Genomic DNA, 25,189 nt, shown 5'->3' on the forward strand with positions numbered 1-25,189 from the left:
CGTTGCACGCGTCAGCGCGCCCCATCCTACGAGCGGGGCGGGGCGCGCCCGCGACGGGGATCCGTCCCGAGCCCGGCCGGGCCGGTGCCGCGCGCACCACGCGACCGCCCGCACCAGGGCCCGTTTCCCTGATCACAGCACGGGCAGGTGCGCTTGCACGTGCGGACCGCCACCGGGCGATCCCCGACCGCACGGGGTCCGGCATCTGTTCGCCACCACCAGTCGCCTGACACCGGCCAGCCTGATCAGCTCCCCAGGACCACAGGTCCTGCGAGCACGCTCACGATGTCAGGCCATGCCTGCGCACCGAGGTCGGCGTCGGCCTCGGCGGTACCGCCGTAGCGGAACCGGTGGGACGAAGCGGCCGGCCCCTCCCCCGGCAACCGCGGGCGATGCCCGGCGTCGGCCGTGCTGATGACCTTGGCAGTGCGGCCCACCGAAGCACGACGTGACGCCAACTCCTGCGCGAACAGCAACGACGGCCACATTTCATCGTCACCGCCCGCCACGAGCAGAATCTCGGCGGCGGACTGCTCGATCGGGATCACGGCCTGCCTCGCCGCCTCGTCAAAGGTCTGCCTACTGCGCTCGTAGAGCGTTCGGTAGGCAGTGGGCTCCCCTTCCGCTTCCTCGGGAACCCAACTGTCGTCGTAGGGGACGAACGGGACGGGCTCCTGCCTCCACGTCCACGACGAGCGGTAGGGGTAGGTCTTCCCATCGGTACCGGGACCGACGTTCGCCCAGGCGACGGAGGTGGGCGACAACGCGGCCACCGCATCGACACGCGGATCGCGGACGGCGAGGAGCAGGGCGGCTTCGGCGCCCTTGGACACCCCCAGCACACCGATTCTCTCCGCTCCCCCGGCCCGCAGCAGATCGATCGCGGTGCTGAAGGTCTCCAGTGGAATCTCGCGGATTCCCGCGGGTTGGCCTTCGCCGCCGAACCATCGGATCGACAGCGCAGTCATTCCGGTGCGCGCGAGCAGGCGGCAGCGGTCGGTTTCGATGCGGCCGCTCGAACCGGCCAGCACCAGCACACCCACCCTGCTGCCCCCGACGGGCTCCACCCTCACGCCCTCGCAGTGCGCACTGATCACGTGCTCGACGATCTCCACTGGACCCCCTCATGGTGAACTCGTGTCGAAGATCCTCCCAGGCGTGACCGGCCCGGCCTCAGCGGACCGGAGGGTGGCTGACGCGGCATCACGTGGTGCCGCTCCCCCGGCACTTCCCGGCCCGACCCGCCCGGCTTCCCTGGGCCGGTCCGGTGGGTCACCCGCGTGGGGTCCTGCGGCGCACGGCGTAGAGCGCGGCTCCGACGGCGAGGACGGCGGCTCCGGTGGCGACGGAGGTCGGAGGGAGGGCGAAGGCCAGGGCGAGGCAGCCGGTCAGGCCGACGGCGGGGACGATCCTGGCGGGGCGGCCTTCGGCCGGGGTGAGGGTCCAGGCGGAGGCGTTGGCGAGGGCGTAGTAGACGAGGACGCCGAAGGAGGAGAAGCCGATCGCGGCGCGGAGGTCCGCGGTCGCGGCCACGGCGGCGACCACCAGGCCGACGGCGATCTCGGCGTGGTGCGGCGACTTGAACTTCGGGTGCACCGCGGCGAGGTGGTGGGGCAGGTGGTGGTCGCGGGCCATGGCGAGGGTGGTGCGGGAGACGCCGAGGATCAGGGCGAGCAACGAGCCCAGCGCGGCGACGGCTGCGCCGACCCGCACGACGGGCGTGAGTCCGTCGGCTCCCGCCGCGTGGACGGCTTCGGTCAACGGCGCAGCGGTCGTGGCCAGTCGGTCGGGGCCCAGCACGAGCAGCACGGCGACGGCGACCACGGCGTAGACGGCCAGCGTGATGCCCAGTGCGACCGGGATCGCCCGCGGAATCGTGTGCGCGGGGTCGCGGACCTCCTCGCCGAGCGTGGCGATGCGGGCATAGCCGGCGAAAGCGAAGAACAGCAGCCCCGCGGCTTGGAGCACGCCGACGACCGTGGCGTCCGGGCCGACGTCCAGCCGGGCGGTCTGGATCGCACCGGAGGTGAGCGCGGTGACCACCACGGCTGCCAGGACCGCCAGGACCACGGTGACGATCGCCCGGGTGAGCAGGGCGGACCTGTGCACGCCGACGTAGTTGACCGCGGTCAGCGCCACCACTGCGGCGGCCGCGACCGCGTGTGCCTGGTCGGGCCAGACGTAGGCGCCGACGGTCAGGGCCATGGCTGCGCAGGAGGCGGTCTTGCCCACCACGAACGCCCATCCGGCCAGGTATCCCCAGAACTCGCCGAGCCGCTCGCGGGCGTAGACGTAGGTGCCGCCGGAAGCCGGGTAACGGGCGGCGAGCCCGGCGGAGGACTTCGCGTTGCAGTAGGCGACGACGGCTGCGCAGGCGAGGCCGATGAGCAGGCCGGAGCCGGCTGCCCGGGCGGCCGGGGCGAGGGAGGCGAAGATCCCGGCGCCGATCATCGACCCGAGGCCGATCGTCACGGCGTCCATGACCCCCAGGCGCCGCTGGAGCGCGCCGGGTGTCCCGGGTGGGGGCGGGGGTGTCCTGCTCAACGTCGGTGCTCCTTGTCTGCCTCGGCCCGTGGCGGCCGGGTCCGCGAGCAGGTGCCCTGCGGTCCGCGCAGACGATAGGGGATCGACCGGAACACGTCGGGGCCGGGCCGGGCCGGGAGCGCGTGCGGGGCGATGCGGCGGCCACCGGCCGGGCGGCGCCGGCCGGTTGAGGGAGGAGCGCGCACCGCCGGGTCGGTGAAGGCAGCGGCGGTGCGCGGTTGCCGGGTACCGCGTGCGGGGCCCGGAGCGGTGTGCCGACGCGCGCGGGCACACGCACGCGAGGGGCGGCGCTCAAGGGGTGATCGTCAGGACTTCGTCTACCGGACGGCGCGGGGTGCGCGGCCCGTCGGGGCCGTAGCCGAGGCGGAGGATCATCTGGACGCAGCCGGTGCCGGAGCGCGGGTCGCGCAGCAGCCAGCGCAGGTCGGGCCATTCGAGGGCCTGGGTGGCGAAGGAGCTGACGAGTCCCTGGCGGGTGGCGAGGAGGAGGACGCGTTGCAGTGCCTGGCCCGCCCGGAGCCAGTCCGCGGGACCGTCGTGGGTGGTGCTGAGGGAGGCCAGTTGCGGCCGCTGCTCGAACTCGGCGTAGGCGCGTCCGGGGACGGTGCGCCGGCCGGCGAAGTCCCGCATCGGGGCCGCGCCGCCGCGTTTGGCCGGGCCGAAGGCGTCTTCCGGGATGCCGTCCGCGGTGTCGGCGGCGGAGGCGCCGCGGGTCCACCTGCGTTGTTCGACTTCCCGGCCGTCGTCCATGCGGTCGTAGCCCTCGGCGTGCAGGACGAGGTCGAGTACCGCCTCGCGGTGCGGTGTAGTCAAGAAGGCCAGCTGCGCCCCCTCGCGGGCCGCGGCCTCGACGAGGGCGGCGCGCAGGACGTCCGGGATGCGCCGCTCGGTGAAGGGGAAGCGGCTGGTGTGCCGGACGGCGATGGCGGGCTGGAGGGCGGAGAGGCCCACGTCCAGCGGCTCGTGCGGCACGTCGAGCCGCACCGAGGCCAGGATCGTGGGGCTGTGGGGTGCCGGCAGCAGCGTGGTGACGGTTCGGTGGCCGGCGTGCGCGGCGGCGGCCCGGAGGGTCAGCAGGGCCGCCCCGCAGCCGAGGTGGAGTCCCCGCGTGGTGGGGTCGGCCAGCGGCATGGCGCGATCCAGGTCGGCGGAGAGCAGCAGGGTGTGTGCGGCCCGCGCGTAGTCGAAGTGCCACGGCTGGGCGTTGTGCATCGACGGCGCGGTGGTGGCTTCCGCCACGAGTGCCTTGACGGCCGTGTCCTTGAGGGTGGGGTGGGTGAGCACCGGGGGCCTCCCGGGCGGATCGGACCGGGCGCCCGGGCACGGCGCGCGGTGAATCGGCAGGTGCCTCCAGCGTGGCGGGGGTGCCGCGGAACGGTCAGGGGCCATAGGGCCCCCGGCTCGGGCCGGTCGGGCCGACGGGGACGGCCGGCCACCTGCGGGGGCCGAGTGGCTCATACCGGTGCGACGAGCGGACCGGTCACGCTGGGGGTGTGGCCGGTCCGCTGGCCGCGCTGGCGGAAGGAGCGGGAGATGCAGCACCGCACGGTGGGTGAGCTGATGACCCGGAAGGTCGTGAGCGTGCAGCTCGACACCCCCTTCAAGGAGATAGCGCAGACGCTCGCCGACAACGCGGTGAGCGCCGTGCCGGTGCTCGACAACCTCGGCAGGCCGGCCGGCGTCGTTTCGGAGGCCGATCTGCTGCGGAAGGCGGCCGACCGGTCCGATCTGTCCGGAAGGACGCCGCTGCCCCATCTGGAGGCGTGGCAGAAGGCCAGGGCGGAGGGGTGCACCGCCGGAGAGCTGATGTCCGCTCCGGCGGTGTGCGCCCATCCGGACTGGACGGTGGTGGAGGCGGCCCGCCTGATGGAGGTGCAGGAGCTCAAACGCCTGCCCGTGGTCGACGAGGCGGACGTGCTGTTGGGCATCGTCAGCCGGAGCGACCTGCTGCGCGTCTTCCTGCGCAAGGACGAGGCGATCCGGGAGGAGATCGCCCGGGAAGTGATCGGGCGTACGGCGCGCCTCGGTGCGGCGGGGGTGACCGCCGAGGTCAATCGCGGTCAGGTCGCGCTGCACGGCACGGTGAGCGATCTGCTGCTGGTGCCCGTGCTGGTGCGGATGTGCACGGGCGTCGACGGCGTGGTGTCGGTGTCCGAGGACCTGAGGCGGGCGCCGGCCGGCGGCGACCGGGCGGCCGGGGCCGCGACGGAGGAGCGTGCGGGGGAAAGCCGGTCGCCGGCATGAAGGACGTCATCGCCGTCGGTGTGGACGGCACTCCGCAGGCGCTGGCGGCGGCCCGGTGGGCGGCGCACGAGGCGCGGCTGCGGCAAGCCCGGTTGCGGCTGCTGACCGCGTGGCAGCCCCTGACGGGGAAACCGCGGGGCGCGCCGTGGACGCCGGAGGTGCCGCACTGGCCGGACCGGATCGTCGAGGAGGCCAGGGCGGCGGTCGAGTCGACGCAGCCGGGCCTGCCCGTGGACGTGTCCCTGGTGCGCGAACCACCGCTGGAGGCCCTGGTCGAGGCCGCCGAGCAGGCGGATCTGCTGGCGTTGGGCTCTCGGGGGTTGGGGCCGGTGGCGCGCTTCGCACTGGGCGGAACCGGTCTGGACCTGGTGTCGCGGGTCGCGGTCCCGGTGGTCCTGGTGCGGTCCCGGCAGGACAGTCCCCAGATGGAGGACGCCAACGGCATCGCGGTCGGCGTCAGCCTGCGCGCACCGTGCGAAGGGCTGTTGGCCTTCGCCTTCGAGACCGCCGCCCGGCGCGCCGTGCCGCTGCGCGCCGTGCACGGCCGGAACCCGCCGCCGTTCGCCTACGACCTGGGCGGTGCCGTGGGGCGGGGCGCCGTGGAACGGGCGGAGCTGCTCGCCCGCGAGGAACTGTCCGAGGCGCTGCGTCCGTGGCGGGAGAAGTTCCGGGACGTGCGGGTCGAGGAGCAGGTGGTCATGGAGAGTCCCGCGCCGGCCCTGTTGCACGGGGCGGCCGGAGCGCAGTTGCTCGTCGTGGGCCGTCGGCACCTCGGCCACGTCGTCCCGCGCATCGGCCACGTCGTCCACGCGGCCGTCCACCATGCGCCCTGTCCCGTGGCGATCGTGCGGCACGCGTAGCCGCCCCGCACCCACGGGATTTCGGCCACGGGCAGAGAGGAGGCGTGCACGATGACGACCGACCGAGCGAGCGGGTCCGGCACCGAGCCGGGGCGGGGCCGCAGTGACCTGGGGCGTCGCATCGCGGCGCGGCGGCAGCAGCTGGGGCTGAGCCGTGCGGAGGTCGCCGCCCGGGCCGCCGCGTCCCCCGGCTACCTCGCGTACGTCGAGGAGCACGCGGCCGAGCCGAGCATCGGGTTCCTGCTGCGCCTCGCCGGGGCGCTCGACACCACGGTCGCCGAGCTGACGGGCAGCACGGTCGACCTCCCGACCGGTTTCGGCCAGGCCGGGGCGCATCCCGAGGTGTTGGCCCTCGGCCCCGCCGAATGCCGGGAGCTGCTCTCCACGCACGGCATCGGGCGGGTGGCCGTGACGGTCGACGACACCCCCGCCGTCTTCCCCGTCAACTACACCGTCGTGGACGACGTGATCGCGTACCGCACGCAGGCGGGCTCCGGCCCGGCGGCGGCGGCCGGTCACGAGGCGGCGCTGGAGGTGGACCACATCGACGACGCGTTCAGTCAGGGGTGGAGCGTGCTGGCCGTGGGGCCCGCCGAGGTCGTCACCGGCTTCTACGAGTCCCGCAGGTTCGAGGAGCAGGCGTACTCGGCGCCGTGGGTGGGCAGCGGGCGGTACCAGTGGATCGCCCTCCGGCCCCACCACCTCAGCGGGCGACGCATCAGGGTTCCCGGGGCGCCGACGCCGCCGACCGGTGGCGCACCCCGGGCGGCGGACGCGTGAGCCGGCCCGCGGTGCGGGGCGCCGGACGGGCGGGTCCTGCGGGTCTGCCGGGGCTTCGGCGCCGCGGCGCCGCCGGCCTCCCGGCGCCGTTCAGGGCGCGGTGGGTTGGCGCCTGGCTCCCGCGCCATCGAGGTCGACCAGCCGGTGCCGGGTGGCCGACAACCGGCGGGCGACGACGTCGAGCACCCGGCGGGTCACCGCCAGCCCCAGGACCGGGTCCGCTCCGCACAGCGCGCGCACCGCCGTCGCGTCGAACTCGTGGGCCCGGACGAGGGTGAACGCCTCCGCGCCCATCCGCCAGCGGTACGGCGGGACGAGCCAGGACCAACCCAGCAGGTCCTCCGGGCCGAGCACGTCGACGACTGCCGGCCGCCGGCCCGCCAACCGCACGTCGAGGTTGACCGACCCGGTACGGATGATCCAGAACTGGTCGGCGGTCCCACCCTCCTCGAAGAGGCGGGTGCCTTCCGGGAAGGTCACCTCGTGGGCGAAGGCCAGCAGGCGTTCCCGCCCGTTGGGCGGAAGTCCCTGGAGCAGCGGCGTGGTACCCATGGCGGTCCTCCTCGTCACCCACCGCGTCCGCCGGGCGGCGCCACCGGAACACCGCGGGCCGCCTGGCCCGGCCGCCGGCGGACGGGGCAGGAACGTGCCGGCCCGCGCGGGCCGGCCGGCGTCCACGACCGGGAGGACCGTCCACTCCTCGCGAACCCTGATCGCGCGGTGCGCGACCCCGCTCCGCTCCTCCGCTTCCGGACCGTCCTCCCCGTCCGTTCCAGGGAAAGCCCCCGGAGGCTTCGCAGGACAGTTCCGGTCGGTCCTCGGTCCTTGGGCCGAACGACCCTTTGGCCGGGCGACTCGCCCCCTTCCCCTGACGCGTCCGGTGGCGCAGGTTCGGGACTGGACACCCGTGCACGAGCGAGGTGAGGGCGGTGCAGGCACACCTGGGCGAGCGGCTCGCGGGCTGCTCGCCGGCCGCGGTGACCACCGGGCGGGCCGATGCCCGTGGCCGGCGCGTCCGCCGCCCCGTGGCCGGCGGCCCTGCGCGGACCTCCGCTCGGGAGGGGGCGTGACATGGGCGGCTCGGTCCTCGTCGGGCTCGACGGCACCGGCAACAGTGAGCCCGCGGTGCGCTGGGGCGCCGAGGAGGCGGCCGTCCGCCACCTGCCGCTCCGCCTCCTGCACTCCTGGGTCTCCCAGCCGTGGTCGGTCTCCCTCGTGCCTGAGGACGCCGACCGGCGTCGGTACGGAGCCGAGGTGCTCCGGCGGGCCGAGGCCGTGGCCCGGGAACTGCATCCGGGGATCGCGGTGGAGGTGGAGCACGTGGCGGAGGAAGCCGCGGACGCGCTGGCGGACCGCAGTGGGGAGTCCACGCTGCTGGTGCTCGGATCGCGCGGGCACGACGACATCGCCGGCTTCCTGATGGGGTCAGTGAGCCTGCGCGTTCTGGGGCGGGCGGAGTGTCCGGTGGTCACCGTCCGCGAGGAGGAGTCGGCCGTCGGGCCCGGCCCGGAAGTCGTCGTCGGCGTGCAGGAGACGGGCACGGAAGGTGACGCGGTGCTCGCCTACGCGTTCACGACCGCCGCCGTGCACCGCGCCGACCTGCACGCCGTACGCGCCCGGGCCCCGGCGGTCGCGGGCGACGCCGAGGCCGCGTCCACGGCGGCCGAGCGGGAGGTGCTCGCCGCGAGCCTCGCCCCGTGGTGCGGGAAGCACCCGGACGTCCGGGTGATCGAGGAGGTGGTCGGCGACCGGGCCGTGCCGGCGCTCCTGGGCGCCTCGTCGCGCGCCGGGCTGCTGGTCGTCGGGCGCCGGACGCACCGCATGCCGATGCCTCTGGGACCGGTCGTGCTGGCCCTCCTGCACCATTCCCGTTGCCCGGTCGCGGTCGTTCCGAGGGGGTGACCCGCGCGCGGCGGCCCGTCCTTTCTCGACGGTGGGGGCGAGGGCGTGCGGCGGGGCCCATCGCACGGGAGGTGTCCGTGGGCCCCCGGCACTACCGTGGGTGGTGTGGCCGGGCCACGGACACCGGCCGCTGTGGAGGGCTGCCGTGGGCGAGGGCTACAGCCGGACGGACGGGGGGCGTCCGCATCTGCACGCGTTGCCGGACGACCTGTTGGAGCAGCTGCGCGCGGTGGAGCGGGCGAGCGGACCGTCGCAGCACCTGCTCCTCGAAGCCGTGCTGTCGGTGGGCACCGGGCTGGAGTTGCCCCAGGTGCTGCGCCACATCGTCGAGGCCGCCGTCGTCGTCGCGGACGCGCGGTACGGCGCCCTCGGTGTCATCGGCCCGGACGGCGGCCTCAGTCAGTTCCTGCCGGTCGGGCTGACGGACGAGCAGTTCAAGGCCATCGGCCCCCTGCCGGCCGGCCACGGGATCCTCGGCGAGCTGATCCGCCACCCGGCGCCGCTACGGCTGGACGAGTTGGGCGCGCACCCCGCGTCCTACGGCTTCCCGCCGCACCATCCGGCGATGCACGCGTTCCTGGGGGTGCCGATCCGGGTCGGGGACGACATCTTCGGCAATCTGTACCTGACCGAGAAGCGCGGTGGCGGTCCGTTCACCGAGGGTGACGAGACGCTGCTGTCGACGCTGGCGGTGGCCGCGGGTGTGGCCGTCGAACACGCCCGGCTGTTCGAGCAGGCGCGTTACCGCCAGGAGTGGTTGGCGGCGAACCACGAGATCGTGGCCGGGTTGCTGCCGGGGGCGGAGGGCAACGACGTGCTGTCGACGATCGTCGACCACGCGGTGCGCATCCTCGCCGCCGACCTCGGGGTCCTGGCACTGCCCGCGGCGGGCGACTGCCTGCGCATGGAGTTGGCGTCCGGCGTGGACGCCGAGGCCCACCGCGGGCTGGTGCTGCCTCGCCAGGGGTCGTTCGGGGGCGCGGCGCTGTCCGCCGGACGCCCGCTGATCAGCGCGGACGTGGAGCACGACCCCCGCATCACGGCGGGGCCGCCCCGCTGGTGGGGGTTGGGGCCGGCCGTGGCGGTTCCCATGGCGGCCGGTGAGAAGGTCCTTGGCGTCCTCATCCTCGCCCGGCTGCGCGGGCGCGCTCCCTTCACGGAGTCCGAGACCGCCCCGCTGCTGACCTTCGCCGGTCAGGCCGCGCTCGCCATGGAACTGTCCGAACAGCGTTCCACCGCCGACCAGTTGACCCTGCTCAGGGACCGCGACCGGATCGCCCGTGACCTGCACGACCTGGCCATCCAACGACTCTTCGCCATCGGGATGACGTTGCAGAGCACGGTGCGCTTCGTCGATCACCCGGAGGCGCACGAGCGCCTGCTGCGTGCGGTGGACGACCTGGACGAGACCATCAAGATCATCCGATCCACCATCTTCGGACTGCGCTCGCACGACGTGGCCCGCGGGCGGCAGGGGCTCCGGGCCCGGACGGTCACCACGCTGGAGGAGGCGTCGCGCGCACTGGGGTTCATGCCGTCCCTGCACATGGCGGGGCTGCTGGACACGGACGTGCCGGCCGGGCTCGCCGAGCACGCGCTGGCGGTGCTGGGGGAAGCCCTGACCAACGTCGCCCGACACGCCCGTGCCCGCTCGGCCGACGTGTCCCTGATCGCCCGTGCCGGCCGGCTCACCCTGACCGTGGCGGACGACGGGGTCGGCATCACCGAGAACGGCGGCCGGCGCAGTGGCCTGCTGAACCTCGCGAAGCGGGCCGAGAACGCCGGCGGCGGGATGACCGTCGAGGCGCCGACGACCGGCGGCACCCGCCTGGTGTGGTCGGTGCCGCTACCCGCGTGACGGTCGGTGGGAGAGCCGCCCGCCGGGGGGCGGGCAACGGTTCTCGGGGTGCCGTCGCCCGCCGTGGCCCGGTCCTCACGTGCCGGTCCCCGCGCCGTGCCGCGTGGCCAGGACGGCTGCCTGGATGCGGCGCTCGACGCCGAGCTTGGCCAGCAGGCGGGAGATGTGGTTCTTGACGGTCTTCTCCGACAGGTAGAGCCGCGCTCCGATTTGACGGTTCGTCAGTCCTTCGCCGACCAGGCCGAGGATCTCCCGCTCCCGTGCCGACAGGCCGGACAGGGCGTCGTCCTCCGGCTGGGCGTCGTCCTCGTCGCCCCGCAGGCGGCGCATGAGCCGGGCGGTGGTCGCCGGGTCGAGCATCGAGCGCCCCGTCGCGACGGTGCGCACCGCGGCGACCAGGTCCGCCCCCTTGATCTCCTTGAGGACGTATCCGGCGGCACCGGACATGATCGCGTCGAGCAACGCGTCGTCGTCGTCGAACGAGGTGAGGATCAGGCAGGCCACCCCCGGCATCCGCGAGCGCAGCTCACGGCAGACGGAGATCCCGTCGCCGTCCGGCAGGCGGACGTCGAGCACCGCCACGTCGGGCCGCAGCGCCGGTCCCCGGGCCAACGCACGGCCCGCGGTCCCGGCGTCACCCACCACCTCGATGTCGGGTTCCGCGTCGAGCAGGTCCTGCACGCCGCGCCGCACCACCTCGTGGTCGTCGACCAGGAACACCCGGATCGGCCGCTGCGGTGAGAAGGCGCCCGTCTCGCCCATGAGGCCCTCCGTCCGTGGAACCGGCTCCCTGCTCCATGCTGGCGTCCCCCGGGGCGGTGCGCCAGGGCCGAACGGTCCCGGCGCGGCACCGCCGAGGCGGGCCGGCCCCCGGTCCGGGACCGTTCGGCCCTCTTCCGCCGCGGCCCCGGATGGCAGGCTCGGAGCAGCAGCCGAAGGGGGTGCGGGATGCCTCTGCACAAGCCTCACCCGCCGTGGCGGCACGGCCCCATGCGGCGGGGCACGGACGTGCTGCAGTCATGGTTGACGCTGGTCACCGGCCTGCTGCTGGTCGTGGGGGCGCCGACCGTGGGGGTGGCGGCCGGCCAAGCGGTCGTCGAGGCGGCACAGCAGCAGCGCGCCGAGTGGCACCGCGTCACCGCCGTGGTGACCCGGCAGCCGCCCGGCACGGTCGGTTTCGATACCGGGAGCGCCGGCGGTGGCCGGGTGCACGCGACGGTGCGGTGGGTGACCCCGGACGACCGGGTGCGCACGGGTGAGGCGGCCGTGCCGTCCGGCGTGCGGGTGGGCGACCGGACCCCGGTGTGGCTGGACCGCAGCGGCGCTCTGGTGCGGGATCCGAACTCTGCGGCGGACACCCTCGCCATGGGCGTCGCGACCGGCACCGTGGCCGCGTGCGGCGCCGGCCTGGTGGTCTTCGGCGCGGACCGGGCAGCGGTCAGCCTCTTGGACCGCAGGCGGTTCGCCCAGTGGGAACGGGAGTGGGCGGAACTCGACGCACCGGGCCGGCACCACCGTCAGTGACCGCGCGCGGGCTGCCGGCGGTCAGCGCCGCGGGCCGCCGGGGTCCGCCGGCCCCTCGGGTCCCGCGTACCCGCCCTCGTACCGGTGGGTGAGCCGGCTGACGACGGCGGTGACGCCGTCGATCTGCCGGGTCATCCACACCACGGCGGCCACCTGCCCGCTGCTGTCCAGGCGGCCGGCCAGCGTCACCACGCCGTCACGGACGGAGACCTCGACGCTCTCCGGGGTCAGCCACATCAGCCGCACGACGATCTCGTCGATCACCTCGTCGCGGATCTCCCCGTCGGCGCGGGCGAAGAGCCGGAGGACGTCGCGTCGGGTGAGCATGCCGACGAGGCGGGCTTCCTCGTCCACGACGGGGAGCCGCTCGATGCCGTAGGAGGACATCAGGCGGGCGGCCCGGACGACGGAGTCGTCGGCGCGGACGGTGCGTGCCGGGGCGGACATCAGGGCCTGCGCGGAGCGGCCCGGGGCACTGTCGCCGGTGGGGCGCGCCCGTGCCAGGTCCGTCGCCGAGACGACCCCGAGCACCTTGTCGTCGGCATCGACCACCGGCACGCCGTTGATGCCGAACTCGGCCATCCACCGCACGAGGTCCGCGGTTGGCGTCCCCCGGTGCGCGCGGACGACGTCGCCGGTCATGACCGCCCCGACCCGTCGCCGCTTCATCTCCGTTCCCTCCTCCGCCCGGTGCGTCGTCCCCTGCCGGCTCCATCAGAGCCGGCGCGGATGCGGATCGGTGGCCCGGTGGGGCCGGAGGCTGATCCCGCGGGCCGCGCGGCCCGGGCCGTTCCTCAGCCGGCCACCATCCGTCGCTCCGCCGCCGAAGCCGCATGGACGTCGAAGGTCACGTCCACGACACCCTCGACCGCCCGAACCAGTCGGGCCGCGACGGGCAGCAGCGCGCTGTCGAGGAGCGGTCCGTGCAGCGTCACCACCCCGTCCTTGACGCTCACTTCGACCTTCTTACGCGTCCCGGTGAACAGCCGGTCGACGATGTCCGCCCGGACTTCCGCCGCCAGGTCCGCGTCGGAGCGCAGGAAGACCTTCAACAGATCGGCCCGGCTCACGATGCCCTGCAACAGGCCCTGACGGTCGACCACCGGGAGTCGCTTGACGGCCCTGCGCGCCATCGTCCGGGCGGCTTGGGCGAGGGTGTCGTCGGCGTGCGCGGTCAGCGCCGGGGCGCTCATCAACTCACCCGCCGTGAGACCACCGGCCTTGCGCAGGTCGTCCAGCCGCTGCCGCTGCTCCATCCGGTCGGGGTCCGCGTCCCGGAACTCCTCCTTGGGCAGCAGGTCGGCCTCCGAGACCACGCCGATCACCCGCCCCTCGCCCGCGAGCACCGGCAGGGCGCTCACCTTCCACTGCTCCATGGTCTCGACGATCTCCTTGAAGCGGGCCTCCTGACCGACGGCGACCACCGTCTGGGTCATCACGTCGCTGACGGTGTGCGGAGTGTGCGCCATGACGCCGTCTCCTCCCTCTGGCTGCCGCGCCCCGGGGTGCGACGCTTTCAGCCTGCGTCGATCCGCCGGCTGCGGGCAGGGGCCGTCCGGCCCTACCGGCCGCCCGACCGGCCGGGGAGCGCCCGTCCGGCACGGCCGAGGGCCGCACGCCGGCGGGAGGGGTCCGGCGCAAGAGCGCGAGCGGGGCGGCGCTCCGGCGCGGGGCTCCGCGCCCCGTCCGCGCTCACCGACTCGGTCCCTCCGCCGCCGGGCCCACACGGACCGGCGCGGCCCCCGTCACGTCGTACGCCACGTCCACCACGCCCTCCACGGTGCGCACCAGACGCGCCACCACGGGCACCAACGACCGGTCCCGCAGTTGCCCGCTCAGCGTGACCACCCCGTCGGTGACCTCGACGTGCAGGTCCCTCGCCGGTGCCGCGAAGAACTTCGCGAGCGCGCGCCGCACCTCCCGCGCGAGGTCGTCGTCGGAGCGCAGGAAGACCTTCAGCAGATCGGCCCGGCTGACGATGCCCAGCAGCAGCCCGTTCCCGTCCACGACCGGCAGGCGTTTGACGGACGCCCTCGCCATCGTCCGCGCCGCCTGGGCCAGGGTCGCGTCCGCATGCACGGTCACGGCGGGGCTGGTCATCAGCTCCCCGGCGGTCACGGCCTCCGCGCGACGGACGTCGTCGGACGCCCGCAGACGCTCCAGCCGGTCCGCGTCCGCCTCCCGGAAGCCTTCCTTGGGCAGCAGATCGGCCTCGGACACCACGCCGACCACCCGCCGCTCGGTCGAGACGACCGGCAACGCGCTCACCTGCCAGCGCCACAGGGTCTCGACGATCTGCTTGAAGCCGGCTCCCCGGTCGACGGCTGCCACGGGCTGCGTCATGACGTCGCTGACCCGGTGCGGAGTGTTCGACATGGTGACGCCTCCTTGGGAGCGGTTCCACACCGCACGGTCCTCGTGCGGCCGTAGGGCACGCGCCCGGTCCGGGCACCACTCCCCACCCTGCGGCGCGCCCGGTCGGCCGGACAGGGCCGTCCGGCCCTTTCCCCGCGTCGGGAGGGGGCCGCCTTCCGGGCACTGCCCCGTTCGGCTCCCTCGCCCGCCCGTCGCGGCCCGGGTCTTCGTACCGTCGTGGCATGGCGGACGACCAGGACGGCAGCGACCACGGGCCGAGGAAGCTGTCGAAGGGCCGGTACGAACGCGAGCTGTTCCGACTGCAGACGGAACTGGTCAAGCTCCAGGAGTGGGTCCGCAGCGAAGGCGCCCGGCTCGTGGTGGTCTTCGAAGGGCGCGACGCGGCCGGCAAGGGCAGCACCATCAAGCGCGTCACCGCCTACCTCAACCCCCGGGTGGCACGCATCGTCGCGCTCCCCCGGCCCACCGAACGCGAACGCACGCAGTGGTACTTCCAGCGCTACGTGGAGCAGCTGCCCGCGGCGGGCGAGATCGTGCTGTTCGACCGCAGTTGGTACAACCGCGCCGGCGTCGAACGGGTCATGGGATTCTGCACGCCCACCGAATACCAGCGCTTCCTCCACCAGTGCCCGGTCTTCGAGCGCATGCTGGTCGAAGACGGGATCCTGCTCCGCAAGTACTGGTTCTCCGTCAGCGACGACGTCCAGGAACAGCGCTTCCGGCAGCGGCTGGACGACCCGACCCGGCGTTGGAAGCTCTCCCCCGTCGACCTCGAATCGCTGACCCGCTGGGAGGACTACTCGCGGGCCAAGGACGACATGTTCGTCCACACCGACATCCCCGAGGCTCCGTGGTACGTCGTCGAGAGCGACGACAAGCGCCGGGCCCGGCTCAACATGATCGCCCACCTGCTGTCCACCGTGCCGTACCACGACGTCACCCCGCCGCTGCTGGACCTCCCGCCCCGCCCGCCGAGCAGCGGCTACCGGCGCCCGCCGCGCGATCTCCAGACCTACGTCCCCGACCACGCGGCCGAACTGGAGAAGTGACACCGCCCCCCGGGGGCGCGGTGCGGCACGAGCGTCAGGTGACGACGGCGACAGGCGGTCGAGGGCCGGTGTGTCGCCGTCGCGCTCCACGCCGAGTGCGGTGCACGGGAGGGTGGTTGGATCCGCCCCGCGGCGTCGGTTACAGTCCCACCGAGCGTCTACAAGCTTGTAGTCGAATGAGGGGTCGCGGTGGAGTTGCCCACCGGAGAGGGTCGCTGCCGAGGCCCGGACGGAGGTCCATGCACCACAAGATCCTGGTCGTGGAGGACGATCACGCCCTGCGCGACGTGCTCCGCCGCGGCCTCGACGACGAGGGCTTCGCGCCCGTGCTCGCCGCCGACGGGGCCATGGCCCTACGACTGATCGCCCACGACATCGACGCCGTCGTGCTGGACGTCGGGCTGCCCGACGCGGACGGCCGGGACGTGTGCCAGGCGATGCGCGCCAACGGATGCGTCGCCCCCATCGTCTTCCTGACGGCCCGCCACCACCTGACCGACCGGCTGTCCGGGTTCTCCGCCGGAGGCGACGACTACCTGCCCAAGCCGTTCCACCTCGCCGAACTCGTCGCCCGGTTGAGAGCCATGCTCAAACGTGCCGCGCCGTCGGTCGTGGCCACGGCCGGGAATCTGGTTCTGGACGCGACCCAACACACGGCCCGCGCCGGTGCTGCCGAGGTGGATCTGTCCCCCACGGAGTTCCGGCTGCTGGCCACCCTCGTGGCTGCCAGCGGCAACCTCGTGCGCCGCCGCGACCTGATCAGGGCCGCCTGGCCCGACGGAGCCCAGGTCAGCGACAACACGCTGGACCAGTACGTGAGTCGACTGCGCCGCAAACTGCGCGCGGCGGGGAGCGACCTGAGCCTGACCACCGTGCGCGGCATCGGCAACCGGCTGTCATGACCCCACTCGTGCGTCGCCTGGCTCCCCGCACCTTGCGCGGCCGGCTCTCGCTCGTGGCGCTGACCACCGCCGCGCTCCTGATGGCCATGTTGACGGTGGTCTTCAACACCGCGGTGAACCGGCACCTGCGGCACCAGGCGGACAACGAACTGGGCAGCCGCGGGGCCGCCGTCGCCACGACCGTCGACACCAGCGGCCGCGGGGTGCGGATCGTGGAGACCGCCAACGACCGTCTCCTGGACGCGAACGTGTGGATCTACACCGGTACGCGCCTGCTGGAGAAGCCGCCGACGGCCATCGCCGACGGCACCCTGACCAGGGCCGCCGCGCAGCTCGCCGCGCGAGGAGGCGAACGGTGCACGACGATCGAGGCCGAAGACCCGCGCCTCGTCCGCCTGTGTTCCCGCCCCGTGCCCGGTCCGCGCAGCGCCGCCACGGTCGTGACCGCCCTGGACCTCGCCCCGTACCGCAACTCGGCCGACACCCTGCTGCTGGGCTCCCTGGTCCTGGACGCCCTCATGCTCGCGTGCACCTACGCGCTGACCCGCCTGGCGGTGGGGCGGGCACTGCGTCCGGTGCGCCTCATGACCGACCAGGCCGCCCAGTGGAGCGCCGTCGGCTCCGACGAACGCTTCGGCACCAAGGGCCACCCGACCGAACTCGCCCTGCTGGGAACGTCGTTGGACGCCCTGCTGGACCGCATAGACGCCGTCCTGCGCCACGAGCAGCAGCTGACCGGCGAGCTGTCCCACGAACTGCGCACCCCGCTCGCCCGGATCATCGCCGAACTCGACTGGTGGCGGACCCGCCCCCGCTCCGCCGCCGAAACCCGTGCCACCCACGCGGTCATCGCCGACGCCGCCCAGTCCATGCGCACCATCTGCGACACGCTGCTCGACGACGCCCGCGCGGGCGCACCGGGCGCCGCAACCGCCCCGGGCATCACAGCCGTCGCACCCGTGCTGCACCGGCTGGTCGCCGACGTCGACGGGCGGGGACGGGTGACGGCCGTCGTCGAGGCCGCGGATCCGGCACTGGCGGCCGGCGTGGCGCCCGCTCTCCTGGCACGCATCGTCAACCCGCTGCTGGCCAACGCGGTCCGCTACGCCCGCTCCACGGTGACCGTGTCCGTGCGGCCGTGGTCCGGCGGCGTGCGCATCGACGTCACGGACGACGGTCCGGGCGTCCCCGCGGACTTCGTCGACGCCCTCTTCCAGCCCGGCCGCCGGGCCGATGACGACGACGGACACGACGGCGCGGGCCTGGGCCTGCCGCTCGCACGGCGACTGGCCCGCGCCGTCGGCGGCGAGGTGTCCCACGACCCCACACTTACGACCGGGGCGCGCTTCCTCGCCGACCTGCCGGCCGGGTGACCCGCCGCCGGCTCCGTGCCGTGCGCCGGTAACGGCGAGGTCGACTCGCCTCCGAAGCGGTGGGGCGGTGGTTCAGTCGCCCCGCGCAGCGACCGGCTCCGCCACCTGCGCGCGTCCGACCCGGGTCCTGCGCTCCTGGACCTGCATGACGGCCATGAGGCCGAGCAGGACGGCGAGCAGCACCAGCGACGAACCGGTGGTGCCGAGGTCCAGGCCGCCCTTGGCGATCGGTTTGGTCAGGAAGTCGCCCGCGGTCGCACCGAGCGGGCGGGTGAGCACGAACGCCAGCCAGAACAGCAGGACGTTCGGCACGGCGGGCGCCTTCATCAGGGCGACGAGCACGGCGAGCGCTCCCGCGACGAGCAGCGCCCCGCCGCCGTAGCCGAGGCCGGAGCTGTCGGACAGGAAATCGCCCATGGACGTGCCGAGGGTGTTGGAGACGAGGATCGCCGACCAGAACAGCGCCTCGCCGCGGAAGGTGACGATGTCCCGGATCCGGAACGTCATCCCGCTGACCTTCCAGAGCGCGAAGATGGCCAGCAGGACCGAGATCAGGATCGCCGCGCCGATCGGGTAGCCGAGGCCCAGCCCCTGCGGTCCCCAACCGAGCGAGGTGGAACCCTTGGAGAGGTACGCGGCGCTGGCGTCGCGGTTCATGAAGTCGGACATCGTGGTGCCGGCCATGCTGGTCGACAGGATCACCGTCCAGTAGGAGAACGGGTGGTAGCGGCGGGAACGGAGCTGGACGACCAGCGTCACCACGAAGATCAGGAACAGCGCGATCGTGGTGAGGAAGTAGCCCAGTTTCAGGGTCTGGGAGAAGAGGTCACCGGCGGTCTCCCCCAGCGTCGTCGCGGCGATCTTCATGACCCAGAAGGCGAGGGTGACTTCGGGCAGCTTCTTCAGCACCGCTTTCGGCGGGCTCGCGACGTCGTGGTCGGCGAGGACTTGCGACTGCTGCAAGGTGGGGGCTCCTGGTGTGGTCGTGGCGCAGGGCAAACGCTCCGCAGTGTGGGGCGAGCGCCCTGCGGGACGGGCGACCGCCGGGGGGACGATCGCCACATCCGACCTTGGCAGGGGCAGCATGAACGCATCCTGAACGCCTGCCGCCCGCCCCCCTCAGCCCGCGTCCCGCACCACCTCCTGAGGGGGCGTCACGTCCTTCCGCGTCACCGTCAGGTATCCGACCAGGGCGAGGATGACGGCGAGGAACAGGGCGCTGGTGACGACGGTGCCCAGGCCCAGACCGCCGTCGCCGGTCGGCTGGGAGAGGTAGTCGCCGAGGGACGCGCCGAGCGGGCGGGTCAGCACGTAGGCGATCCAGAAGCTCCACACCGCGTCCAGCCCGAGCGCGAAGTGGGCGAGGGCGACTGCGGCGATCGCCAGGCCGAACAGGACCGCGGAGAGCCAGTATCCGAGGGCCAGGCGTTCCGATACCAGGTCCCCGGCCGCCGTGCCGAGGGCGAAGGTGAACAGCACGGCGAGCCAGTAGAAGGACTCGCGCCCGGTGGTGTCGATGTGGTGGATGGACAACGTCCGTTCCCGCCGGTACCAGACCGCGAAGACGATCGCCAGGACGAGGGCGAAGACGGTCGTGCTGGCCGCCAGGGGGACGCCCAGGTTGTCGGTGAGGTTGTCGCTGACCAGGGTGCCGACGACGCTGATCAGGGCGACGGCCAGCCAGTAGACGCCGGCACGGTAGGAGCGGCTGCGGAACTGCACGACCAGGACGACGGCGAGCAGGGCGCTCATCAGGGCCGACACCCCGGTCAGGCCGAGGCCGGCCCGGGCGTTGAGCAGGTCGGCCGCGGTCTCCCCGACCGTCGTGCACAGCACCTTGATGATCCAGAAGTAGAGGGTGACTTCGGGCACCTTGTTCCCCAGCAGGCGACGGCCGGACGGTGCGGCTTCGCTGCCCGGCACGGTCGGCGCGGGGGTGGGTGAGGTCTCGGATGTCATGAGGCTCGACCGTGCCACGGGCCACCTGAACGCATCCTGACTGCCGTGCGCCCTCGGCGGAGCGCCGGTGGCGCCGATGCCGAACAGCCAACGCCGGTGCCTGCCGTCCAGGTCGGCGAGGACCGCTCCTGCGGCACTGGAGCGGGAGCCGACGGACGCAACCGGCGGGACCACCTGTGGCTGCCCGGGGCCCCGAGCGGTGCGCGCGGAGAATGCACGCGACCCGGTGGCGCCTGGCGCGGAGATCACGCCGATCACCGGAACCCCGACGGTTCGGGCTGGGCGATCCTCGCCGACCCCGAGGGCAACGGATTCTGCGTGCTGCGCGGCGAGTTCGACCGAGCCCCGGTGCGTTCCTGATGCGGACGCGCACGCGCGCACGCCGCCCCGACCGGCTGCGCATGACAGGTGGCTGCGCCCGGACCGCCGCCGCCCGGCGCACCACAACGGCCGGCCGTCACGAACGAAACGCTCGGCACGCGGCGGCCGGCCCCACAGCCCCGTCCGCTCCCTTACCGCTTTCCACCGCCGGACGGAGATCCGCCCTGCTGCTTCGCGACGTTCAGGGCCCACAGCACCAAGGGCGCCTGCAACGGTAGGCGTGCCAGGGCAGCGGCCTTCAAGGGGGCCGGGCGACGGCGCCAGTCGACGGCCATCTGCACGTTGGCCGGGAACACCGCGACGAAGAACCCCGCCGCGGCCAGCGCCGCCACGCGACGCGTGCGCGGCAGCGCCACGCCGGCGGCCAGGGCCAGTTCCACGGCCCCGCTCGCGTAGGTCCAGGTCCGGGGAGAGCCGGGCAGGGCACGGGGAATGGTCGCATCGAACTGCTTGGGGACGACGTAGTGCGCGGCCGCCGCCCCGGCCAGGAGTCCGGCGAGGTACCGGGGGGATCGAGCTGACAGTGACATGACGCCTCCTTGAGGAATTCCGTCACCTTACTCGCCAGTACGACCATCCGGCCGCCGGGATCAACGAAGGACCTGGGTCGGCTCGCGCCCACCCGCAGCGGCACCCTCAGCCCTCGTCGAGCACCGTCCGGATCACGTGCCGGGCGTTGTGCGCCATCGCCGGGTTCGTCCTCCGGTAGTACGGCAGCGCGACCAGTGCCTGCGAGAGCGCCCGTCCCCGGCCGCGGATCCAGGTCGCGTCGTCCACGTCCAGCGCCTCCCGGAAGACCTCTCTCGCACCGGCGGGCAGCAGGTTCCACGCCGGGAACAGGTCGCAGGCCGGATCCCCCACCCCCAGGCACCCGAAGTCGATGACGGAGGTCAGCCTGCCGCCGTCCACCAGGACGTTGCCCGGCATGAGATCGGCATGCAGCCACACCGGCGGGCCGTCCCAGTCAGGCGCCCGCAGCGCGTCCTCCCACACGGCGGTGGCGGCATCGCAGTCGACGCCCTCCTGCGGAATGCCCCGCAGTTGTTCGATCGCGGACCTGGTCTCTTGGTCGAGCAGGGCGATCGGCCCGCCGCGGTGGGCTTGCGGTGCGCCGGGAAGGGTGACGCTCCGCATCGCCGCCACGCATGCGGCCAGGTCCTCGGCCAGCAGGGCCGGCGCGCTCAGCGCTCCCGCCTCGGGGTGCTCGCCCGCGAGCCACCGGTACACCGACCACGGCCACGGATACCCCTCGGCCGCCCGCCCGGCTCCGAGCACTTCGGGGACGGGCGTGGGCAGGCGGCGCGCGAGTCGCGGCAGCCAGGTGCACTCCCTCGACACGTCGTCGGCCCCGCCCTTCACCAGCGGGAGCCGTACGACCATGTCGTCGCCCAGCCGGTACATGGCGTTGACCGTGCCGCCGGACGGCAGCCGCTCCACCGCCAGCCCCGCCCACTGCGGAAACTGCCCGGCGATCAGCCGCCGCACCAGGTCGTCGTCGATGGGGTGCATGTCGGGATGCATCTGCCCTGCGCTCATGGCACGTCATCCGACCTTCCGGCGCCGAGGAACGTCAAACGCGTTTCCGGCCGACCCGCCTCCTCAACACGCTTTCCCCTCTCTCCATTTCGCCGGGCACAGCCTTCGCACCGAACTCCACCCGTCGTCCCGAGAGGCACCCACCGGTGTCTGTTTTCCCTACGTCTTCCGCATGCTTCGGTCGTACTCGGCGGCGGTCTCCAGACCCATGGGAACGCGGTGTTCGTCGAGGTGCTCGGGATCGTGCACGGGGCGGGGCTGCCTCACATCGCATCTCATCGCTGCGAGTTTCGGTGAATGCTGGACGTTGAGCGATCGTTGAAGGAACGTTCACCTCCGCTTCCTAGCGTTTCCGGCGCAGCGATCACAGATCAACGGCTGAGTGGAGTGGGCATGTCGTTCCGCACGCGAGGCAGGGGCACGATCTCTTCCTTATGCGCCAGGGCGAACACGTCCCGGTGGCGGGCCGCGGTCACCGCCGGGGTGCTGGCGAGTGCGTCCGTGGTGGCGCTGGGAGCGGCTTCCGCGGCGCCCCAGGGTTCGGACGGGTCGACGCGGGCCGCCGTGCAGGAGGCGCCGAAGACGGAATCGACGCGCGGGCTCTGGTCGCCACCGACGCACCGGACCGAGGGCCCCGAGGCTCCTGGGACGGGTCCTGGGAAGCTCGACGCCGACTTCGTGATCGAAGAGGTGTCGCCGGCGCAGCTCCGGAGCTCGGCGTACCCGACGTACCTCAGCGGCGTCAGCGTCACGTGGCGCGTGCCCACGGGGCGGGATCCGCACGCCGGCCGGGACTGGATCGAGATCGTGGACGACAACGGTCAGCGCGTCACGTGGGACTGGGTCTGCCGCCACGCCCACTGCGGCGCGAACGGCGCGACTCCGATCACCGCGAACCTGCGGCGGCACGCCGCGTACAAGGCCCTCTACTGGAGCGATCGGAGCCGGGCAGGCAAGGGCCGGCTCCGGGCCGAGCTCGCGTTCCGGACCTGATGCCGGAGGCCCTGGCCGCACCGCGCTCTCCGCTCTCCCCTGTGGGGCGTTCCTAGAATGACTGGGTGGAGAACATCGAGGCGATCGCGGCGTTGCAGGATCCGGTGCGACGCCGCTTGTACGAGTACGTGGCGGCGCAGGGCCGTGAGGTCGGCCGCAACGAGGCCGCCGAGGCGGCAGGGGTGGCGCGCACGCTCGCGGCGCACCACCTGGACAAGCTGGCCGAGGTCGGGCTGTTGGAGAGCGGCAGCCGCCGTCTGACGGGCCGTTCGGGGCCGGGGGCGGGGCGTCCCGCCAAGGTGTACACGCGGGCGCGGGGCGAGCGGTCGGTGTCGCTGCCCGCCCGCGACTACCGCACCGCCGCCGAGCTGCTCGCCGAGGCCGCCGAGGAGGCCGGGTTGGATGCCGGGCTGCGCGCGGTCGCGCGTCGCCGGGGTGCGGCCCTGCGCGGCACGGCGGCGCCCTGCGGCGGCCTCGAAGAGGCCATGGAGACGCTGGCGGCCCGCGGTTACGAACCCCACTTGGAGGGCCCTGGAGGTGGCGACGACACCGCGGACACCGAGCCGGCCGGGCGCGTCGTCCGCATGCGCAACTGCCCGTTCCACGCCGTCGCGGAGGGCTTTCCGCCACTGGTCTGCGGGATGAATCTCGCGCTGCTGGAGGGGCTGTTCGGGACGGATGGTGCCGTTCGTGCCCGTATGGACGCCCGTCCCGGGGAGTGTTGCGTGGTGATCGAGAACTCTAAAAACAATTATCATTGACATAGAAAACCGGGCCATGCTGGGATGACGCCATGACCGCACCCGCGCATGCCGCCGTCCACCTCGCCCAACTCAACGTCGCCACGCTCCGCCACCCCCTCGACGACCCGCGCGTCGCCCCTTTCGTGGAACTGCTCGACCCGGTCAACGCCTCCGCCGACGACGCACCCGGCTTCGTGTGGCGGCTCGTCGAGGAGGGCGCCGCCGACGCCACCGGCCTGCGCCCGGCTGGCGAGAACGTCATCATCACCATGTCGGTGTGGGAGACCCCGGAGGCCCTGTGGGAGTTCACCTACCGCAGCGGGCACCTGGAGGCGATGCAGCGGCGCCGCGAATGGTTCGAACGGCACGTCGAGGCGCACCTGGTGCTCTGGTGGGTCCCCGCCGGCCACCTCCCGACCGTGGACGAGGCCATGGAACGGCTGGCGGAACTGCGGGCGAACGGGCCGTCCCACCGCGCGTTCACCTTCGCCTCCTCCTACCCCGCCGCCGAGGCCACCCCGCACCTCCAGGCCGTGTCGTCACCACCCTCCGAGCAGCCGGCCCGGGACTCGCGGCCGTCACCGGCCGGCGACGCGGCGGCGGTGTAGGGACGCCGCCCCCGGTACGAGTACGGGTCGTTGGTCCAGCCCTCGGGGCCGCGCCCGACGTCGCCGTCGTCCGACCGGCCGTCGCAGAGGCACAGCCAGGCGAACCAGCCGATGCCGGCGTTCCCTTCCAACGTTCCAGGCACATCGCGTTCCGGCAGCTCAGGCGCGATTTTCGCATTCGGCCTTCCCGCGGTGCCCGGTCCCCGTGGCGCCTGGGACACGTCACCGCGCAAGCTCGGATGGTCCCGCCAAGTCGGGGGGCTCCACTGCGGCAGGACCGCCAGCGCCCCGCTGGGCCCAACTGGTGGCGACGTGATGAGATCGCCGCGTACCACCTCGCCGAGAACTGTGGAGTGTCCATGGCCTTACGGATAGCGATCACCGCCGAGCCGGTGCCTTCGCACGTGTCCGCGTTGGATTACGTCATCTGCCCGGCTGTTGAGGAGGGGCACCACGTCGCGCTCCACGCTCCCCCGATGTTCCGCGGCGAAGCCCGGCGGCGCGGGGTGGAGTTCCACCGCGCCGGAACGAACTGGACCTGCGATCCCGTCGTTCAGCAGGCGGCGAGCGAGATCTGGAAGGGCTTGGGCAACGCGGCCTTCAACAGGTACGTCTTCGGGCACCGTTGGCCGGAACAGGCCGAGGACAAGGCCCGTGACCTGCTCACCACGTGGACCCGGGCGCGGCCCGACCTGGTGGTCGCGGAGTGCAGCGACCTCGGCGCGCACCTCGCGGCCAAGGTCTTGGGGCTGCCCCTGCTCGCGGCGGACAACGGCCTCGGACCGGCGATCCTCGACCTGTGGGACACCGACGTCGCACCCGCACTGGTCCCCCTCTACAAGCAGTACGACCAGGACGCGCCCGCGTTCCCGCCGATGGTCACCCCTGCGCCGGTCCCGTGGTTCTACCCGGCTCCCCCGCCCTCGGCGCACGCGGTCCGGCGCACCGTCGCGAAGTTCCGCACCGCGCTGCCCGGATGGCAGGACCGCTCCTCCTCCCGCCCGCTCGTCTACGTGAGCCTCGGCACCTTGACCACCGCGATGACCGATCTCCGTGCCGTCGTGGAGGGCGCATACCGGGAGATCATGGCCGCGCTCCTGGCAATCGACTGCGACGCGATCGTGTCCGCCGGCAACCTCGCGGCGCACCTGCGGAGCGCCGATCCCCGCATCAAGGTGGTCGAGCACGTCCCGCAGCCCGCGCTCCTGCGCCACGCCGACCTGTTCGTGACGCACGGCGGGCGGGCGTCGCTGCTCGACGCGGTGCAGGGCGCGACGCCCGTCCTGGCCATGGGGGTTCTCGCCGACCAGCCCGACAACGCCGCCGCGTTCGCCCGACGCGGCCTCGGGTGCGCACTGGAACTCACGGCGACGCGCGGCGAAATCGCCGACGCCGTGACGGATGTCCTGGGCGCTCCGAGGTACGGCGCCGCGGTGCGTGCCGCCCGCGCCGAGTTGTCCCGACTGCCGGCCCTCGACCTCGTGGCGCAGCGGGACGGACTGTCAGCCCTTCAGGCTGAAACCCGCACTCCGTGACCACGGCGCCTGGACGAAGTGG

At 73.5% G+C, this 25,189-nt stretch carries 25 protein-coding genes and 1 pseudogene; 14 read left to right on the forward strand and 12 right to left on the reverse strand.

Annotated features, from left to right (window positions below; all coding sequences use genetic code 11):
* Nucleotides 1–245: 245 nt before the first annotated feature.
* The 3 genes from ACLJT4_RS21185 to ACLJT4_RS21195 form a co-directional block, all read right to left on the reverse strand.
* A complete protein-coding gene (locus tag ACLJT4_RS21185) occupies nucleotides 246–1,115 on the reverse strand; it encodes an acyl-CoA thioester hydrolase/BAAT C-terminal domain-containing protein (protein ID WP_411124062.1) in 870 nt (289 codons plus the stop codon).
* Nucleotides 1,116–1,272: 157 nt separating this feature from the next.
* Nucleotides 1,273–2,544, reverse strand: a complete 1,272-nt coding sequence (locus ACLJT4_RS21190; protein WP_411124064.1) for an APC family permease — start codon at nucleotides 2,542–2,544, stop codon at nucleotides 1,273–1,275.
* 291 nt (nucleotides 2,545–2,835) lie between these two features.
* On the reverse strand, nucleotides 2,836–3,828 hold the full coding sequence (locus ACLJT4_RS21195) for an Acg family FMN-binding oxidoreductase (RefSeq protein WP_411124066.1): 993 nt from the start codon (nucleotides 3,826–3,828) through the stop codon (nucleotides 2,836–2,838).
* Between the two features lie 249 nt (nucleotides 3,829–4,077).
* Here ACLJT4_RS21195 and ACLJT4_RS21200 point away from each other — a divergent pair, with 249 nt between their 5' ends.
* From ACLJT4_RS21200 to ACLJT4_RS21210, 3 genes are read left to right on the forward strand one after another with little or no spacing between them, the layout of a single operon-like run.
* Nucleotides 4,078–4,788 carry a CBS domain-containing protein gene (locus ACLJT4_RS21200; protein WP_411124068.1) on the forward strand — a complete coding sequence of 237 codons (711 nt, stop codon included), beginning with the start codon at nucleotides 4,078–4,080 and terminating at the stop codon, nucleotides 4,786–4,788.
* Complete coding sequence (locus ACLJT4_RS21205) at nucleotides 4,785–5,648, forward strand: universal stress protein (protein ID WP_411124070.1); 864 nt, start codon at nucleotides 4,785–4,787, stop codon at nucleotides 5,646–5,648. Before ACLJT4_RS21200 ends, ACLJT4_RS21205 begins: the two co-directional genes overlap by 4 nt.
* Nucleotides 5,649–5,699: 51 nt before the next feature.
* The gene (locus ACLJT4_RS21210) at nucleotides 5,700–6,428 is read left to right on the forward strand and encodes a helix-turn-helix domain-containing protein (protein ID WP_411124072.1); all 729 of its coding nucleotides are present in this window, start codon (nucleotides 5,700–5,702) and stop codon (nucleotides 6,426–6,428) included.
* Nucleotides 6,429–6,518: 90 nt separating this feature from the next.
* Here the strand turns inward: ACLJT4_RS21210 and ACLJT4_RS21215 are convergent, their stop codons facing one another.
* The gene (locus ACLJT4_RS21215) at nucleotides 6,519–6,980 is read right to left on the reverse strand and encodes a cyclic nucleotide-binding domain-containing protein (RefSeq protein WP_411124074.1); all 462 of its coding nucleotides are present in this window, start codon (nucleotides 6,978–6,980) and stop codon (nucleotides 6,519–6,521) included.
* Between the two features lie 519 nt (nucleotides 6,981–7,499).
* On the opposite strand from ACLJT4_RS21215, the gene ACLJT4_RS21220 reads away from it, so the two are divergent.
* Complete coding sequence (locus tag ACLJT4_RS21220) at nucleotides 7,500–8,330, forward strand: universal stress protein (RefSeq protein ID WP_411124076.1); 831 nt, start codon at nucleotides 7,500–7,502, stop codon at nucleotides 8,328–8,330.
* A 145-nt stretch (nucleotides 8,331–8,475) separates the two neighbouring features.
* A complete protein-coding gene (locus ACLJT4_RS21225) occupies nucleotides 8,476–10,188 on the forward strand; it encodes a GAF domain-containing protein (RefSeq protein WP_411124078.1) in 1,713 nt (570 codons plus the stop codon).
* Between the two features lie 75 nt (nucleotides 10,189–10,263).
* Here the strand turns inward: ACLJT4_RS21225 and ACLJT4_RS21230 are convergent, their stop codons facing one another.
* Nucleotides 10,264–10,950, reverse strand: coding sequence for a response regulator (locus ACLJT4_RS21230; protein WP_411124080.1), 687 nt, complete (start codon nucleotides 10,948–10,950; stop codon nucleotides 10,264–10,266).
* Between the two features lie 186 nt (nucleotides 10,951–11,136).
* On the opposite strand from ACLJT4_RS21230, the gene ACLJT4_RS21235 reads away from it, so the two are divergent.
* Complete coding sequence (locus ACLJT4_RS21235; protein ID WP_411124082.1) at nucleotides 11,137–11,712, forward strand: hypothetical protein; 576 nt, start codon at nucleotides 11,137–11,139, stop codon at nucleotides 11,710–11,712.
* Nucleotides 11,713–11,733: 21 nt separating this feature from the next.
* Here the strand turns inward: ACLJT4_RS21235 and ACLJT4_RS21240 are convergent, their stop codons facing one another.
* From ACLJT4_RS21240 to ACLJT4_RS21250, 3 genes are all read right to left on the reverse strand, one after another.
* Nucleotides 11,734–12,381 (reverse strand): CBS domain-containing protein, encoded by a 648-nt coding sequence (locus tag ACLJT4_RS21240; protein ID WP_411124084.1) that lies wholly within the window; start codon nucleotides 12,379–12,381, stop codon nucleotides 11,734–11,736.
* 125 nt (nucleotides 12,382–12,506) lie between these two features.
* Nucleotides 12,507–13,181: a CBS domain-containing protein gene (locus ACLJT4_RS21245; RefSeq protein ID WP_411124086.1), complete on the reverse strand. Its 675-nt coding sequence runs from the start codon at nucleotides 13,179–13,181 to the stop codon at nucleotides 12,507–12,509.
* A 223-nt stretch (nucleotides 13,182–13,404) separates the two neighbouring features.
* Complete coding sequence (locus tag ACLJT4_RS21250) at nucleotides 13,405–14,088, reverse strand: CBS domain-containing protein (protein ID WP_411124088.1); 684 nt, start codon at nucleotides 14,086–14,088, stop codon at nucleotides 13,405–13,407.
* Nucleotides 14,089–14,309: 221 nt separating this feature from the next.
* Between ACLJT4_RS21250 and ppk2 the strand changes: the two genes are divergently transcribed.
* The 3 genes from ppk2 to ACLJT4_RS21265 all read left to right on the forward strand — a co-directional run bounded on the left by ppk2 (nucleotide 14,310) and on the right by ACLJT4_RS21265 (nucleotide 17,412).
* On the forward strand, nucleotides 14,310–15,137 hold the full coding sequence (ppk2, locus tag ACLJT4_RS21255; RefSeq protein ID WP_233660150.1) for a polyphosphate kinase 2: 828 nt from the start codon (nucleotides 14,310–14,312) through the stop codon (nucleotides 15,135–15,137).
* A gap of 239 nt (nucleotides 15,138–15,376) precedes the next feature.
* Complete coding sequence (locus ACLJT4_RS21260) at nucleotides 15,377–16,039, forward strand: response regulator transcription factor (RefSeq protein WP_411124091.1); 663 nt, start codon at nucleotides 15,377–15,379, stop codon at nucleotides 16,037–16,039.
* Nucleotides 16,036–17,412, forward strand: coding sequence for a sensor histidine kinase (locus tag ACLJT4_RS21265; protein WP_411124093.1), 1,377 nt, complete (start codon nucleotides 16,036–16,038; stop codon nucleotides 17,410–17,412). Before ACLJT4_RS21260 ends, ACLJT4_RS21265 begins: the two co-directional genes overlap by 4 nt.
* A gap of 72 nt (nucleotides 17,413–17,484) precedes the next feature.
* Here ACLJT4_RS21265 and ACLJT4_RS21270 read toward each other — a convergent pair whose 3' ends face one another.
* A complete protein-coding gene (locus tag ACLJT4_RS21270) occupies nucleotides 17,485–18,375 on the reverse strand; it encodes a hypothetical protein (RefSeq protein WP_411124095.1) in 891 nt (296 codons plus the stop codon).
* Nucleotides 18,376–18,531: 156 nt separating this feature from the next.
* Nucleotides 18,532–19,371 carry a hypothetical protein gene (locus tag ACLJT4_RS21275; protein ID WP_411124097.1) on the reverse strand — a complete coding sequence of 280 codons (840 nt, stop codon included), beginning with the start codon at nucleotides 19,369–19,371 and terminating at the stop codon, nucleotides 18,532–18,534.
* Nucleotides 19,372–19,620: 249 nt separating this feature from the next.
* On the opposite strand from ACLJT4_RS21275, the pseudogene ACLJT4_RS21280 reads away from it, so the two are divergent.
* Nucleotides 19,621–19,731, forward strand: a pseudogene (locus ACLJT4_RS21280) (VOC family protein); the annotation flags it as partial.
* Nucleotides 19,732–19,883: 152 nt separating this feature from the next.
* Here ACLJT4_RS21280 and ACLJT4_RS21285 read toward each other — a convergent pair.
* Both ACLJT4_RS21285 and ACLJT4_RS21290 read right to left on the reverse strand, forming a co-directional pair.
* Nucleotides 19,884–20,282, reverse strand: a complete 399-nt coding sequence (locus ACLJT4_RS21285; protein WP_411124099.1) for a hypothetical protein — start codon at nucleotides 20,280–20,282, stop codon at nucleotides 19,884–19,886.
* Nucleotides 20,283–20,388: 106 nt separating this feature from the next.
* Nucleotides 20,389–21,288: an aminoglycoside phosphotransferase family protein gene (locus tag ACLJT4_RS21290; RefSeq protein WP_411124101.1), complete on the reverse strand. Its 900-nt coding sequence runs from the start codon at nucleotides 21,286–21,288 to the stop codon at nucleotides 20,389–20,391.
* A gap of 393 nt (nucleotides 21,289–21,681) precedes the next feature.
* Between ACLJT4_RS21290 and ACLJT4_RS21295 the strand changes: the two genes are divergently transcribed.
* The 4 genes from ACLJT4_RS21295 (at nucleotide 21,682) to ACLJT4_RS21310 (ending at nucleotide 25,167) form a co-directional block, all read left to right on the forward strand.
* A complete protein-coding gene (locus ACLJT4_RS21295; protein ID WP_411124103.1) occupies nucleotides 21,682–22,281 on the forward strand; it encodes a hypothetical protein in 600 nt (199 codons plus the stop codon).
* A 65-nt stretch (nucleotides 22,282–22,346) separates the two neighbouring features.
* Nucleotides 22,347–23,042, forward strand: a complete 696-nt coding sequence (locus tag ACLJT4_RS21300; RefSeq protein WP_411124105.1) for a helix-turn-helix transcriptional regulator — start codon at nucleotides 22,347–22,349, stop codon at nucleotides 23,040–23,042.
* 32 nt (nucleotides 23,043–23,074) lie between these two features.
* A complete protein-coding gene (locus tag ACLJT4_RS21305; protein ID WP_411124107.1) occupies nucleotides 23,075–23,632 on the forward strand; it encodes a DUF3291 domain-containing protein in 558 nt (185 codons plus the stop codon).
* A 359-nt stretch (nucleotides 23,633–23,991) separates the two neighbouring features.
* Nucleotides 23,992–25,167: a glycosyltransferase gene (locus tag ACLJT4_RS21310; protein WP_411124109.1), complete on the forward strand. Its 1,176-nt coding sequence runs from the start codon at nucleotides 23,992–23,994 to the stop codon at nucleotides 25,165–25,167.
* Nucleotides 25,168–25,189: the final 22 nt, after the last annotated feature.

The sequence above is a fragment of the Streptomyces sp. x-19 genome, assembly GCF_046549115.1.
Lineage (GTDB): Bacteria > Actinomycetota > Actinomycetes > Streptomycetales > Streptomycetaceae > Streptomyces > Streptomyces albulus_C.